The sequence below is a fragment of the Saccharococcus sp. Marseille-Q5394 genome (assembly GCF_946901335.1).
Classification (GTDB): Bacteria; Bacillota; Bacilli; order Bacillales_A; family Planococcaceae; genus Sporosarcina; species Sporosarcina luteola_C.
This window is the reverse complement of record NZ_CAMPPQ010000001.1, coordinates 475,328-488,938: the sequence shown is the minus strand read 5'-3', so window position 1 is coordinate 488,938 and position 13,611 is coordinate 475,328. Positions and strand designations below refer to the sequence as shown.

The 13,611-nt window shown below is 43.8% G+C and carries 12 protein-coding genes; 8 read left to right on the top strand and 4 right to left on the bottom strand.

Going from position 1 to position 13,611, the window contains the following annotated elements; translation table 11 throughout:
- Window positions 1-10: 10 nt before the first annotated feature.
- Complete coding sequence (locus tag OC538_RS02425) at window positions 11-1,357, bottom strand: MATE family efflux transporter (protein ID WP_410055844.1); 1,347 nt, start codon at window positions 1,355-1,357, stop codon at window positions 11-13.
- A gap of 117 nt (window positions 1,358-1,474) precedes the next feature.
- Here OC538_RS02425 and OC538_RS02420 point away from each other — a divergent pair, with 117 nt between their 5' ends.
- The 6 genes from OC538_RS02420 to OC538_RS02395 all read left to right on the top strand — a co-directional run bounded on the left by OC538_RS02420 (window position 1,475) and on the right by OC538_RS02395 (window position 9,964).
- On the top strand, window positions 1,475-2,551 hold the full coding sequence (locus tag OC538_RS02420; protein ID WP_262173092.1) for an undecaprenyldiphospho-muramoylpentapeptide beta-N-acetylglucosaminyltransferase: 1,077 nt from the start codon (window positions 1,475-1,477) through the stop codon (window positions 2,549-2,551).
- A gap of 198 nt (window positions 2,552-2,749) precedes the next feature.
- A complete protein-coding gene (locus tag OC538_RS02415) occupies window positions 2,750-5,569 on the top strand; it encodes a 2-oxoglutarate dehydrogenase E1 component (protein ID WP_262173091.1) in 2,820 nt (939 codons plus the stop codon).
- 64 nt (window positions 5,570-5,633) lie between these two features.
- Window positions 5,634-6,872, top strand: coding sequence for a 2-oxoglutarate dehydrogenase complex dihydrolipoyllysine-residue succinyltransferase (gene odhB / locus OC538_RS02410; protein WP_262173089.1), 1,239 nt, complete (start codon window positions 5,634-5,636; stop codon window positions 6,870-6,872).
- 69 nt (window positions 6,873-6,941) lie between these two features.
- Window positions 6,942-7,139, top strand: coding sequence for a DUF6501 family protein (locus OC538_RS02405; protein WP_251694552.1), 198 nt, complete (start codon window positions 6,942-6,944; stop codon window positions 7,137-7,139).
- 58 nt (window positions 7,140-7,197) lie between these two features.
- Window positions 7,198-8,061, top strand: coding sequence for an ATP-binding protein (locus OC538_RS02400; RefSeq protein WP_262173087.1), 864 nt, complete (start codon window positions 7,198-7,200; stop codon window positions 8,059-8,061).
- 10 nt (window positions 8,062-8,071) lie between these two features.
- Window positions 8,072-9,964: a vWA domain-containing protein gene (locus tag OC538_RS02395; protein WP_262173086.1), complete on the top strand. Its 1,893-nt coding sequence runs from the start codon at window positions 8,072-8,074 to the stop codon at window positions 9,962-9,964.
- Window positions 9,965-10,005: 41 nt separating this feature from the next.
- On the opposite strand, the gene OC538_RS02390 is transcribed toward OC538_RS02395, so the two are convergent.
- Window positions 10,006-11,208, bottom strand: coding sequence for a toxic anion resistance protein (locus tag OC538_RS02390; RefSeq protein WP_251694555.1), 1,203 nt, complete (start codon window positions 11,206-11,208; stop codon window positions 10,006-10,008).
- Window positions 11,195-11,857 carry a 5-bromo-4-chloroindolyl phosphate hydrolysis family protein gene (locus OC538_RS02385; protein ID WP_251694556.1) on the bottom strand — a complete coding sequence of 221 codons (663 nt, stop codon included), beginning with the start codon at window positions 11,855-11,857 and terminating at the stop codon, window positions 11,195-11,197. Before OC538_RS02385 ends, OC538_RS02390 begins: the two co-directional genes overlap by 14 nt.
- Before the next feature lie 196 nt (window positions 11,858-12,053).
- Between OC538_RS02385 and OC538_RS02380 the strand changes: the two genes are divergently transcribed.
- Complete coding sequence (locus tag OC538_RS02380) at window positions 12,054-12,374, top strand: DUF1033 family protein (protein WP_251694557.1); 321 nt, start codon at window positions 12,054-12,056, stop codon at window positions 12,372-12,374.
- A 174-nt stretch (window positions 12,375-12,548) separates the two neighbouring features.
- Window positions 12,549-12,749, top strand: coding sequence for a cold-shock protein (locus OC538_RS02375; protein ID WP_147055882.1), 201 nt, complete (start codon window positions 12,549-12,551; stop codon window positions 12,747-12,749).
- Window positions 12,750-12,886: 137 nt separating this feature from the next.
- Here OC538_RS02375 and OC538_RS02370 read toward each other — a convergent pair whose 3' ends face one another.
- A complete protein-coding gene (locus OC538_RS02370; protein ID WP_262173083.1) occupies window positions 12,887-13,573 on the bottom strand; it encodes a hypothetical protein in 687 nt (228 codons plus the stop codon).
- Window positions 13,574-13,611: the final 38 nt, after the last annotated feature.

The following is a 13,611-nucleotide window of genomic DNA, read 5'->3' as shown; positions in this document are numbered from 1 at the left end:
GGGTTTATTATTACCTGAATTTCCTTTTCTGAATATGGAGCAGTCGGAGTGTCAATGCGATTGCTCCGACCGTCAGACCTGCAATGAGGCCGACCCAGTAACCGAACGGACCCAAATCGCTATACGTCGCCAAAAGAAAGCCGATGGGCAAACCGAGCACCCAATAAGACATTATTGCCATAATGAATGTCATATTGACGTCTTTATATCCGCGTAATGCACCTTGGACGGGTGCTTGGATCGCATCAGACAACTGAAAGAGCGCTGCATAGATGAGGAACTGAGCAGCCATTCCGATGATTTGTACGTCTGTCGTATAGAGTGAGGCGATTTGTCCCCGGAATATAAGGAGGATGATGATGGCTATGGCACTGAATGCAATGGCAAGACCGACAGCCAGAAAACTGTATTGTTTCGCATCACGGAATTGACCAGCACCGACAGACTGTCCGACTAGAATGGTTGCGCCCATCGAAATGCTTAAAGGAATCATATAGAGAAGAGACGAGAAATTCAGGGCGACCTGATGTGCCGAAATAACAATGGTCGAATAGTTACTCATCATCAATGTAACCGCGGAAAATATGCTCGTTTCGACAAATATTGAAATCCCGATTGGCACGCCGATGAATAATATCTCTTTCCACCTTACAAATGAAAGCTTGCCCCATTTATTAAATAGTTGGTAATCGCTGAACGATCTGTGTTTCCAAGCGACACCATAGGCAATGAAAAAAATAAGCCAATAGGTGATCGCTGCTGCATAACCTGCCCCGACACCACCTAATTCGGGAAAGCCCCAGTTTCCATAAATAAGAAGATAGTTCGTGAAAATTGTAAGCGGTGCAGATAAAAGAATGATAGCCATTGAGACGCGTGTTGCGCCGAGTGCATCGAAGAAACAACGTAATACGGTGTATGCGAAAAGCGGAAACAGCCCTAAGCTCATAGCTTCCAAGTAGTCGGCAGCTACAATCCGGACCTCCTCTTCGAGCGGCATTGATTCGAGGATCGGTGAAACTCCATATCGAATGATCATGAAAACGACACTAGCGAGGGCGATTGATACATACAGACCTTGCTGAACAGTAAATTTCACATCTACGTTCCGGCGGGAACCTATTAGCTGGGCGATAATGGGAGTCAATCCCATCAAGATGCCGGCTAGACCGGTATAGACAGGTACCCAAAACGAAGAACCGATTGTTACACCTGCAAGATGGTATGTATCATATCGCCCAGTCATAAGAATGTCGAAGAAGGTAATCATGTACAGGGCAACCTGCGTAATAAGAATTGGCATAACAATTGTAGCCAGTTTTAACGACTTTTTCTTAAATGGAACGGTAGTTTGCAAGTAAATCATCCTTTAATCCAAAATTACCCCCATTGTACCATGGTTCGTTTGCTATAATGACTATGGAGTTCAATTAGAATGAATTCATATACTTGAGAATAGATGAGGTGAATGGCCATGAAACGGCCTGTCGTATTACTAACCGGGGGCGGCACTGCAGGTCATGTGTCGGTAAATGAAGCACTTATCCCCGTATTCATTGAAAAAGGATATGAAATCCATTATATCGGTTCCCACGATGGCATTGAAAAAGAATTGATAAAAGATGGTCATCGTGAAGTGACCTACCATGCAATCCAAAGCGGCAAGTTAAGACGTTACTTTTCCATGAAGAATTTCTCCGATCCATTCAGGGTAGGAGCCGGGGTTTTACAGGCATATTCGATATTGCGAAAAGTGCAGCCGGAAATCATTTTTTCGAAAGGCGGATTTGTTTCCGTACCTGTCGTTTTAGCTGCAAAGCTTGCAAAGATCCCCGTTGTCGTCCATGAATCGGACGTTACTCCGGGACTTGCAAACAAGCTCGCTCTACCGTTTTCAAAACATATATTTACGGTCTTCGAGCAGACGCTTGACTATATACCTGCCGGAAAAGCAACTTGTGCAGGTGCTGTCATCAGACCTGAAATATTCCAAGGAGACAGGAAAGAAGGACTGCGGATTGCGGGTTTGACAGGAGAGAAACCGATATTTATCGTCATGGGAGGCAGCCAAGGATCAGCATTGCTCAATAACGCCGTGCGAAGTGAATTGGATGCTGTGCTGGAACATTTTGAAATCATTCATCTATGCGGTAAAGGGAATATTGATGAGTCTTTGGAACAGATGAAGGGCTATACCCAGTTTGAATATGTGACCGAGGGGTTGCCGCATTTATTGGCGGCATCCGATTATGCAGTATCACGTGCAGGGTCGAACGCTATATTTGAATTGTTGTCCGTCTTAAAACCGATGCTGCTCATTCCTTTATCCGCTTCACAAAGCAGGGGAGATCAGTTATTGAATGCCTCCCTGTTCGAATCTCTAGGTATTGCAAAAGTGATCCAAGAAGAAGAGTTGGGTGAAAACTCCATGGCTGAGCTTTTCTCATCACTAAGGGAAGATAGGGAGAATCTTGTATCCAATATGAGAAATGTTTCGCACACGAAATCTCCGGAAACAATGGTGGATTTAATCCTCTCATACAAAAATTAGCTGGAATAGAATTCGGCAGTTGTAAAAAGAAAAAAGAGAGTTGCAAATAAATGAAAAGGAATCTATTTTGGTTGAATGCCAATATGTCAATAAAATAGAACTAATCCCTTCCCGTTCTATTATTTGCGTGGTAATATGGATACGGATAAAAAATAGAAACACAACATGCCAAAAGGCAAAATGTGGAGGTCATTTTACATGTCGAACAATGTTGGTACCCAACGTTCCCCTTATTCGGTATTTGCTGGTCCGAACCTTGGGTATGTAATGGAAATGTATGATCAATTTAAAGCGTCACCCGAATCGGTGGATCCCGAACTTGCTGAAATGTTCAGAAGCTACGGTGCGCCTTCTATAGAGGGTGCAGATCAAAATACAGCAATGTCAGCTGTGCCAGAAAGTAATTTTGGAAAAGTTCTGGCCGCCTACACGCTAATCGACGCTATCCGCACATACGGGCATCTTGCCTCGGATATATATCCGCTGAACGATAGACCTAAAGATGCAACGCGACTGGAACTTTCGTTTTATGGTTTATCCGAGAGCGATTTACAGTCGATGCCAGCCTCCTTGTTTGTGAAAAATCCGCCCGCCCATGTAGAAAGCGGACTGGATGCAGTAAACTATCTGAAATCATTATACACTGGGAAGATTGCTTATGAATTCTCTCATGTGATTGATGAAGAAGAGCGAACTTGGATCCAATCGAAAATTGAAAACGGAGAAATCTCCGTGCAGCTTTCTGAGGATGATAAAAAGGCTTTACTTGAACGGCTTACAAAGGTCGAAGGCTTTGAAAAATTCATTCACCGCACATTTGTCGGGGCAAAGCGTTTTTCCATTGAAGGACTTGACTCTCTAGTCGTCCTCATTGATGAGTTGGTTCGCCGTTCCGAGGCTGACAGAGTGAAGAAGATACTGATTGGCATGGCACACCGGGGACGTTTGAATGTATTGACCCATATTTTGAATAAACCTTATGAAATGATGTTCGCTGAATTTGCCGGCGTCCCATCCGAGCCATTTCTACCTGAAGATGGAACGCTAGCGACAACACATGGCTGGTTCGGTGATGTTAAATACCATATGGGAGCTCTATACAAAGCTCCTTCAGGAACGGAACGTTTCTTGGCTTACAACCCTTCCCACTTGGAAGTCGTTAATCCGATAGTAGCAGGTCAGACTCGAGCCGCACAGGAAACGACATCTCATGAAGGACTGCCTGAGCAAGATATGAAAGCGGCATACGCGATCATGATTCATGGTGATGCAGCATTCCCAGGTCAGGGCATTGTTCCTGAAACGTTCAACTATAGCCGCGTCCGCGGTTATAAGACTGGCGGTTCAATTCACATCATCGCCAATAATACGATCGGTTTCACAACTGAATATTACGATTCGAGATCAACCCATTATTCATCTGATCCTGCAAAAGGTTTCGAAGTTCCGGTACTGCATGTCAATGCTGACAGTCCGGAAGATGTTATGGCTGTTGCGGCGTTTGCATTCGAATATCGTCAGAAGTTCGGCAAGGATATTTTAATAGACTTGATCGGATATCGCCGTTACGGGCATAACGAAATGGATGAACCATTAGTGACGAACCCGATGATGTACCATTCAATCCATAAGCACCCGACTGCACGCCAAATATACGGTTCGAAACTAGTTGAAGCAAACATCTTGAAAGATGATGATGTTGAAAAGTTGGATGCTGACATTTTTGCGATGATGCAAGCTGCATACGACAAGGTGAAAGAGGATTCCTCCAAAGCGAAAGAAAGGTCCAATGCGACGCCTGAAGCTGTCATGGCAGGATACCCTAGGGATCTTGAAACCGGTGTAGACCATGACAGATTGCAGCGGATGAACGAAGAGTTGCTATCCTACCCGGATGACTTCACTGTGTTCAGCAAGCTGGATCGGATCTTGAAGCGTCGTGAAGAACCTTTCAAAGGAAAAGGAAAAGGAAAAGTCGACTGGGCACATGCCGAACAACTGGCATTCGGTTCCATTCTACAAGACGGCAAGCCAATCCGCATTACAGGGCAAGACGTCCAACGGGGCACTTTCGCGCATCGACACCTTGTGCTGCACGACGAAAAGACAGGAGAAGAATTTGTACCGCTTCATCATATTAGCGACTCCAAAGCTTCATTTGTCGCTTACAATAGCCCATTGACTGAGTTTGCCGTTGTCGGTTATGAATTCGGTTATAACTTGGAGAAAGACCAAGCATTGTCGATTTGGGAAGCCCAATATGGCGACTTTGCAAATATGGCACAAGTAATGTTTGACCAATTCATTTCCTCCAGTCATTCAAAATGGGGACAGCAGTCCGGCATGGTCATTCTTCTGCCGCATGCATACGAAGGTCAAGGACCGGAACACTCTAGCGCACGTCTCGAAAGATATTTGCAGCTAAGTGCAGAAAACAACTGGACGGTTGCAAACATTTCAAGCGCAGCGAATTATTTCCACGTCTTGCGCAGACAGGCAATGATGCTTGGAACTGAAGTGGAGCGTCCTCTTGTCATCGTATCACCGAAATCACTTCTTCGTCATCCGCTCGTCGGTGCCGAAGTGAGCGATCTCGCAGAAGGACATTTCCAAACTGTTCTTGAACAGCCTGGAACAGGCCAAAATCCTGAAAAAGTGAAGAAGATCCTATTCGCAAGCGGTAAAATGGCAATCGATCTTGCAGAGAAAGTTAAGGACGGAGAAGGCTTCGACCACTTGCATATCGTACGCGTGGAACAGCTTTATCCATTCCCATCCGAAAAAATTGCGGAAATCACTGCGCGCTATCCAAAAGTGAAGGAACTTGTCTGGGTCCAAGAAGAGCCTAAAAACATGGGATCTTGGTCATTTGCTTTGGAATACATGCTGGAAATCGCGGGAGATAAGAAATCAGTTTCCTACGTAGGCCGTATTCATCGCGCGAGCCCTTCAGAAGGCAATGGGGAAGCGCACAAAGCAGAGCAACAACGCATCATCGAAGAAGCTTTGAAAAAATAATTTCACATTAATTAAAGATATTTGTTGCAACCGTTGAAACGGTAGAACAGAGGAGGAATTTATTGTGGCTGAAATCAAAGTACCTGAGCTTGCAGAATCGATTACTGAAGGAACGATTGCAAAGTGGTTGAAACAACCCGGTGAAAGTGTTGACAAAGGCGAGTTCATCGTAGAATTGGAAACGGATAAAGTAAACGTGGAAGTCATCTCCGAAGAAGCCGGAGTCATCCAAGAACTTCTTGCTGCAGAAGGTGACACAGTTGAAGTCGGTCAAGTCATCGCAGTCGTAGGCGAAGGTTCCGGAGCTCCAGCGGCACAACCATCTGCTCCTGCTCCTAAAGCTGAAGAGGCTCCTGCAGCAGCACCGGCACCACAGGAGGCGGCAGCTGCGCAAACAACTGAACAGTCTTCTTCCGATCGTACAATCGCAAGTCCGGCAGCTCGAAAGCTTGCACGTGAAAAGGGCATCAATCTTGCTGATGTATCACCAGTAGATCCAATGGGCCGTGTTCGAGCGCAAGACGTTTCAGCACATGGTACAGCACCTAAAGCTCCTGCTGCACCTGCAACTCCTACTAAAGTTGCTGCAACACCTGCACAAGATGGCCGTGAAACGCGAGAAAAAATGACGCGTCGCCGCCAAACGATTGCGAAACGTCTATTGGAAGTCAGACAATCAACTGCAATGCTTACAACATTCAATGAAATCGACATGACTGCAGTTATGGAACTCCGTTCACGTAAAAAAGACGATTTCTATGACAAGAATGATGTGCGTCTTGGTTTCATGTCTTTCTTTACAAAAGCGGTTGTCGCTGCTCTTAAAAAGTACCCATACGTCAACTCGGAAATCGATGGCGACGAAATCATCTTGAAACACTATTACGATGTAGGAATCGCAGTTTCAACTGAAGGCGGATTGGTTGTTCCAATCGTCCGTGATGCTGATCGTAAGAATTTTGCTGAAATTGAATCTACAATCGGAGAGCTTGCTGGAAAAGCGAGAGATAATAAATTGACGATTGCAGATATGTCAGGCGGATCATTCACAATCACAAACGGCGGTGTATTCGGATCTTTGTTCTCGACACCGATACTAAACGGTACTCAAGTGGGTATCCTAGGAATGCACACAATTCAAAAACGTCCTGTAGCTGTTGGCGATAATGTGGAGATTCGTCCGATGATGTACATTGCATTGTCTTATGATCACCGTGTCATCGATGGAAAAGACTCTGTCGGATTCTTGAAAATGGTCAAAGAATTGATTGAGAACCCAGAAGATCTCCTTCTTGGATCTTGATTTCTACCTAACTAAAAAGCCCGAGTTTCTCGGGCTTTTTCAAATTACTGAAATTGGATGGTGAACAAAATGTCTTTCAAAGAGTGGACGACTGCCCCGACACTGCGTAAAGTAATCTGTAAGCATGCGGATGCGGAAAAGTATGTCGTTAACGATTGTTTAACACCCGGGAAAGAATATGATGTGAAAAACGAAACAGACGAATTCATTTTCATCGTGGATAATACCGGGAAAGTCGGCGGCTATTATAAAACGTATTTCGAATGAATCTTTGCCCATGCCGATCGTTTAGGCATCGGGCATTTTTTAGGAGGATGAGCGATTCATGGATTCTTTTATCGCAAATGAAAGAGCAAATCGGCATGAGAGAAAGTATGAAAATCAATATACCGCTCTAATACAGGAGGGCGGCTATATTTCCCCAATCCCTGATTTATGGGAAGATATCCTGATCGGAGTGATATTGAAGAAACCCGTTCTTTTGAAAGGCCCCTCAGGCTCAGGAAAAACGAAGCTTGCACAGAGCATCTCTCATTTTTTCAACCAGCCGATGCATAGCGTGAATTGCTCTGTCGATTTGGACGCGGAATCTCTTTTAGGTTTCAAGACGATCAATGCAAGCAGTGGGCAATCAATCATCGAATTTGTTGAGGGCCCTGTCGTTCAGGCGATGAAAGAGGGGCATATCCTCTATATAGATGAAATCAATATGGCGAAACCGGAAACCCTCCCCATTTTACATAGTGTACTTGACCATAGGCGAATGCTTACAAATCCTTTTACAAGTGAAGTTATACATGCACATCCAGATTTTACGGTAATTGCAGCTATAAACGAAGGATACGTCGGAACATCACCGATGAATGAAGCGCTGAAAAACCGATTCATTTCATTTTCGATTCCTTATTTGTCCGGTGAACAATTACGGGAGATCATTCAAAATCTTTTCCCTCAAGCAGAGGCGAATTTAGTCGATACGATGATGAACATCAATGAAGATCTGAGAAAGCAAGTGGTGAACGGTTTATTGTCTGAGGAAGCCGCTTCTGTCAGAAGTTTATTGGATGCAATAGCGTTAGCAGAGCACATGCCAGTAAGTCGCGCCATCCGGTACGCGATTGCTGAGAAACTGGAAGACAGGATGGACAGGGATCTTGTCATGGAATTAATGGAAACATGGGTGAAGTGAGGCGTAAACCATGGTCAAATTAAATCGGTTCATACAATTCAATGATGAAACGATCGATGCAAACTTACTGCTTCTTTACGAACGGTTAGGGAGGGCGCTTGCGGATGCGGAATTCCTGGAATTGACAGAGCGTAAACTGTTCGAATTCCAGCCGAAGGAAGGCACCATTTCAATTAGTGTGTTTTGGAGGCATCGTTCCGAAGAAGTGACGCATGCCGGCCGGTTATCAGACGTGTATTTATTGACAGCTGGTTATTGGAAGCATTTTTCCGTTCCGGATTGGATCCGGTTCAGAGATAAGTACAAAAGCCACGTTTTGCGGAAGTTTGCTGAAGAGCTGATGCTTATGTTGGAGGAATACAGACTGATTGATGTGGTCGAAAAGGAAAGGCCTGGTACAGCAAAGGCATTTTCAATCAGACGGCAACTTATGCTAAACTTTCACAGGGATCGGCTCCTATCCAACACTAATAAAGCGTTTATTGCTGATGCATTACTGAATCAGCTGTACATCACATTACACGAAGGTTTGTTGACCGAAACACAAGTGGATTGGAATTTGCCGATCAGCCAAATCATGATGATTGCTGCATATACGACCGATGCGAAATCAACTGAAGAAGTGGCCGAACTGGCAGAGCGTATCATCTTCATGGTCGAGGAAATCATCGAAAATGACCTTATTCATCAATATTATGCTGTCGGAGACGCCATCACGGAAGAGACAGCCGTATTTCATTATCACGAAGGAATGACGGATGCAGAACAAGGGGAACCGAAACCGAAGGAAACGATTGAAGAAATTTTCCGTACATGGCATCGTGAAAGTGAAAGTGAATCGGGTGTTCATCTCGAATACGAGCTGGAGCATGGCCGAGCGGGCAGGGGGGACGGTGAAAATACGACTGAAGGCAATGAACATGCCGATGTCCAAGAAACAGGAACTGGACAATCAGAGGGAAATGAGAGCAGCAAATGGTCCGATGAAGAACGGAGCGGTTCAGGGAAGAAGTCAAAGAGGAAAACGGCAGGTCATGACTTCGGCAAGGAAAACGTCAATGTCGTATATGAAGAGAGGGCAGTTCAAGCTGTGCGCGATGATGCGAATCTAGCTAAACTACTGATATGGCGTGAAGAGCAAAAACCTTTCGTCCGTTCATTTGCAGAGGAAATGAGAAAGCGGATTGAGTTGAAAACGGATGCAAAAAGGAACCGGTTGATGAAGGGCAGGCTGTCTACAAAATTGACGACATTGCTAGTGGATGAACGTCCACGTCCATTTTACCGGAAAAACATCCCTTCGGAAAAGTTGGATGCGGTTTTCGGTTTGCTTGTAGATGGTTCCGCATCCATGATGGATAAACTCGATGAGACAAAGAAAGCCGTTTTACTATTCCATGATGTCTTAAGGGAGCTATCTGTCCAACATGAAATATCCTCTTATTACGAAGATGCCAATTATGCTACCAAGGATATACAACCGAATGTTTTTGGGATGATGCACACATTTGACGATCAGAGGAAAGATGACGGGTTGACCATTCTTTCATTTGATACGAATGAAGATAATCGAGACGGTTTTGCAATTAGATGGATGACGCGCAGGTTGCTGGGCAGACCAGAGAAGCATAAATTCTTACTGGTCTTTTCGGATGGTGAGCCGTCTGCATTTGGTTATGATCGGAATGGTATTCTGGATACGAGGGAATCGTTGTTGGAGGCCGAGAAGAAGGGAGTCTCTGTCATCCATTTGTTTTTATCGTCAGAGGAACCGACAGATGATCAACGTGCACTATTTTCGATGATGTTCGGAAATAAATCCGCAGCATCGCAATCCGTTGAACATTTTACGGATCAGACATTGAGAATTTTAAGGAAGCTGTTGGTAATTGCAGTGGGATGAAAGAAGGAAAAAAACCGCCAAGAGGGCGGTTTTTTTGAATGTTATAGTGGTCGATTTGGGGATTGGGTTTTTTCGTGCACGGCTAGGAGGCGTTGTTTCAATTCTTCTTCCATACGGGCAATTTCCACTTCCGCCTGCTTTCGCTTCGCACGTCCATCGGCTTGGATGACAAGCGTTTCTTCGATTGTTTGGATCAGGTTTTCCTGCGTTTTCTTCAATGTGTCGATCTCAATGATGCCACGTTCATTTTCTTTTGCAGTTTCGATGGAGTTCACTTTTAGCATTTCAGAGTTCTTCAATAGAAGGTCATTCGTTGTTTTTGTCACTAGACGTTGGGATTCTACGGCTTTCCGCTGTCTATTCAATGTTAACGCGATAGCGATCTGGTTCTTCCATAACGGAATGGAAGTCATGATGGAAGACTGGATCTTCTCGGCAAGCGTCTGATTCGTCTGTTGAATCATCCTGATTTGCGGAGCGCTTTGAATCGTAATCTGTCTCGAAAGCTGAAGATCGTACAGTCGTTTTTCCAACCTATCTAGGAATTGTCCCATGTCGTTCACTTCTTGGAACGCCATTTGATCATTCGAAAGTTCCGCTTGCCTTTGCATTTCAGGAATAATGACGTTTGCAATTTCGTCTCGTTTCAGTTCTGCCGCAGCAATATAGACATTCAATGCTTGGAAGTATGTCTTGTTTTGTTCGTATAAGCTGTCTAGCATTTGGACATCTTCAAGCAGGCCGCGCTTGGAATGCTCAAGCTGGACACCGATGCGGTCGATTTGTGTGCTAAGCTTCTGGTATTTCGTCATCATCTCTTGGATAGACCTTTTCGCTTTTCCGAAAAGTCGGCTGAGGCCGGTTTTTTTCTTCTCGGAGAGATCTTCAGGATCAATTTCCGATAGCTTGCTCATTAAATCTCCTAGCACATCACCTACGGGGCCGATATCTTTACTTTGTACGTGGTCTAGCATTTTATGGGAGAAACGTGATAGTTCATTTTGTGCATTTGCGCCATAAGTGATGATCGCTTCATAATTACCTACAGGAATTTGTTCGGCTAGTTGTCTCGCTTTTTCCTGCTCTTCGGGTGATAGCCGATCCATCAGTTTTACAGCCACTTGGCCTTTCGTTTGCTCCGTCTGCATTTCTTTCGGCAAAAGTGGCTCATTCATATTAAACGGATTGTCCAAAAGGTCATCCATTGTTTTTACCTCGGAATTCGTCACGTTATTTTCTGTCATTACGCATTTCTCCTTTCATCTCGAGCAACGGTTTATTATTTTTCATCGTCACATCCACATAGTCCAGTTCAAGTTGCAACTGTTCTATATCTGTTGCCAAGGCGCCTCGAAGATCCTGCTCCAATTGTTTGTTCACTTCTGTAAGTGTTTCCCTTGTATGTTGGAGGGCAACCCTGATTTCCTGGTCGTTCAATGGTTGATTGACCAGAATTGCATATTTGGAAGTCAACTCGACAGCTGAATCGAGATGCGAATAGAAAAATTTCTCAACATGATAGAATTTTTTAGGGTTTTTGCGTACTATGGTAAGAATCCTTTTTGCCAAGTTATTCATCTCATATACTTGTTTAAATGCCTGGACAGAGCGGACCTGACCATATAACCCGTTCAATTTATTTATTTTTGATTTAGCTTCAGAAATCTGTGTTTTAATATGCTTATATTCCGATCTTGACATGCCGAGCTCCTTGACATTCGACGAAAGTTGTATTTGTTTGATCGTGAAATTACCACCTAAGTATATTGCAATCATCAGACCGGTTGCGGCAACTGGATTCATGCCTGCAGCAAGGATCATCGTTAACCAAGAGCCGAAGCTGATTGGCGCCGCAATTAAATGCCGTTGGAAAAACTGCTTAACTTCTTGCATCGTCTACAGGCCTCCTTATATTCTCTATCCTTTACTACGTTTAAAACGACCAAAAGTTTCATCCCCTTAGTCCAATTATACCTGATTCCTTACAGAAATACATTGTAATGGGCGTGTGAATTCATTTACTTGGATAGTTAATCGAGATTTGTTAAAATGAATCCACTCACGGCTTTTTAGTTAGGGGGAACGTTAAATGAAATATGAAGTTGTTTATATGAAAGCGGATTACGAGCCGTGGTGGATGTTTGAAGACTGGGAAAAGAAAATCCAATTAAGGCAGGCATTTGAATCCGCTCAAGAGGCTTTGGAATACTTACGTGAATTGAACAAGGAATTTGGGTCAAAGTACAAATACCGAGAAGAGCGAAAAGATTGTTTTTTCGCGTATTGGTCAGATAATGAACGCATCTTCTGTGAAGGTTGCGATGAAGATTTACAAATTTTCCATGGAATCATTTCCTTGACAGATGGAAAGCCTTCTTCGTTTATGATGATGAATAATTCGAATATTTGATAATGTTATATTGACAATTAATTTGGGTATGGTATAGTAGCAGTAAGATAAAACGATTTACCGAAGCAGACGTATTCACGTATTACAAAAGGTGATCGGCGTTGTCGGTGCTTTTTGTAATATGTGAATTTTTTTCATATATTAGCAAGAACAATTATTTGGAGGTAGTCACAAATGAAACAAGGTACTGTAAAATGGTTCAACGCTGAAAAAGGCTTCGGTTTTATCGAAGTTGAAGGGGAAGACGATGTATTCGTACACTTCTCTGCAATTCAGGGAGACGGATTTAAATCTTTGGACGAAGGACAACAAGTCGAGTTCGAAGTCGTAGAAGGCAATCGTGGTCTTCAAGCTGCTAACGTAGTTAAACTATAATTCGTCAGACAAAAGAGGCGCCTTTAGAGGTGCCTCTTTTTTACGTGCAAAAGCGAAGACGGCCTACCTAGATGCCGAATTTCTGCGGTTTCTCCAGAAATTGAGGCATCCTTCCAGCCGCCGGAGCTAGACGTTTCCTATTCAGGTTTCGTAACAGATTCCAAAGTTGAAGTGACAATGTATTCCTCATCAACGGTTTCCATAATCGACTCGCGTTTCACTTCTCCGAAGCCTTCCACAAAATATTTACGGTTGACGAAATCATCGCCTTTTTCTTCAATGACAAAAGCATGATCGAATGTCTGATAAGGTGTTTCAACCGTTACATCCTTCTCGACAATCTTCCAATTGCCGAATTCCGTGCCGACATTCAAAGGCTTCTTGAGGTAAATGCCGATTGGTTCCATCGCATTGATGTCTTGCAGGGAAGGGAAGTCCTCATGTAAATCCACTGGCTTTTCTTCCATTTTCAAGATCTGCTCTTTCTCAATTTTGTAAATGCGCCTGATTACTGCGCCACCATTATTTTCATGAAGAATTACATAATCTTCATACGGATGGGCAAAATCAATATCCAACTTTGCAAATTCATTTCCTTCTCCTTGATACCGCGCAGTTGATCCTGCCGGAAGGAAGAATTCAAGTAATGATTGGTCGTTTTGATTTGGTTTTGTGTTCGAGCCGTTGGAATTCCCTTGTTGTTCGTTCGGTTTTGTTGTTTCCCCGCTATTTCCCGAATTGTTCAGGCTAGTAGTTTTGTTCGTACAACCGGAAGCGATCAACGCAAAAAGTAAGACGTGTAATATTATGGATTTTCTCTTCATCTGCTGCACACTCCTTTCCGGTAGTATTGCCGATAAGA

Bases quoted from the DNA above. Each gene is read 5' to 3' on its own strand.
- OC538_RS02420 (WP_262173092.1), top strand. From the start codon at position 1,475: ATGAAACGGCCTGTCGTATTACTAACCGGGGGCGGCACTGCAGGTCAT.
- OC538_RS02415 (WP_262173091.1), top strand. From the start codon at position 2,750: ATGTCGAACAATGTTGGTACCCAACGTTCCCCTTATTCGGTATTTGCT.
- OC538_RS02405 (WP_251694552.1), top strand. From the start codon at position 6,942: ATGTCTTTCAAAGAGTGGACGACTGCCCCGACACTGCGTAAAGTAATC.
- OC538_RS02400 (WP_262173087.1), top strand. From the start codon at position 7,198: ATGGATTCTTTTATCGCAAATGAAAGAGCAAATCGGCATGAGAGAAAG.
- OC538_RS02395 (WP_262173086.1), top strand. From the start codon at position 8,072: ATGGTCAAATTAAATCGGTTCATACAATTCAATGATGAAACGATCGAT.
- OC538_RS02390 (WP_251694555.1), bottom strand. From the start codon at position 11,208: ATGACAGAAAATAACGTGACGAATTCCGAGGTAAAAACAATGGATGAC.
- OC538_RS02385 (WP_251694556.1), bottom strand. From the start codon at position 11,857: ATGCAAGAAGTTAAGCAGTTTTTCCAACGGCATTTAATTGCGGCGCCA.
- OC538_RS02380 (WP_251694557.1), top strand. From the start codon at position 12,054: ATGAAATATGAAGTTGTTTATATGAAAGCGGATTACGAGCCGTGGTGG.
- OC538_RS02375 (WP_147055882.1), top strand. From the start codon at position 12,549: ATGAAACAAGGTACTGTAAAATGGTTCAACGCTGAAAAAGGCTTCGGT.
- OC538_RS02370 (WP_262173083.1), bottom strand. From the start codon at position 13,573: ATGAAGAGAAAATCCATAATATTACACGTCTTACTTTTTGCGTTGATC.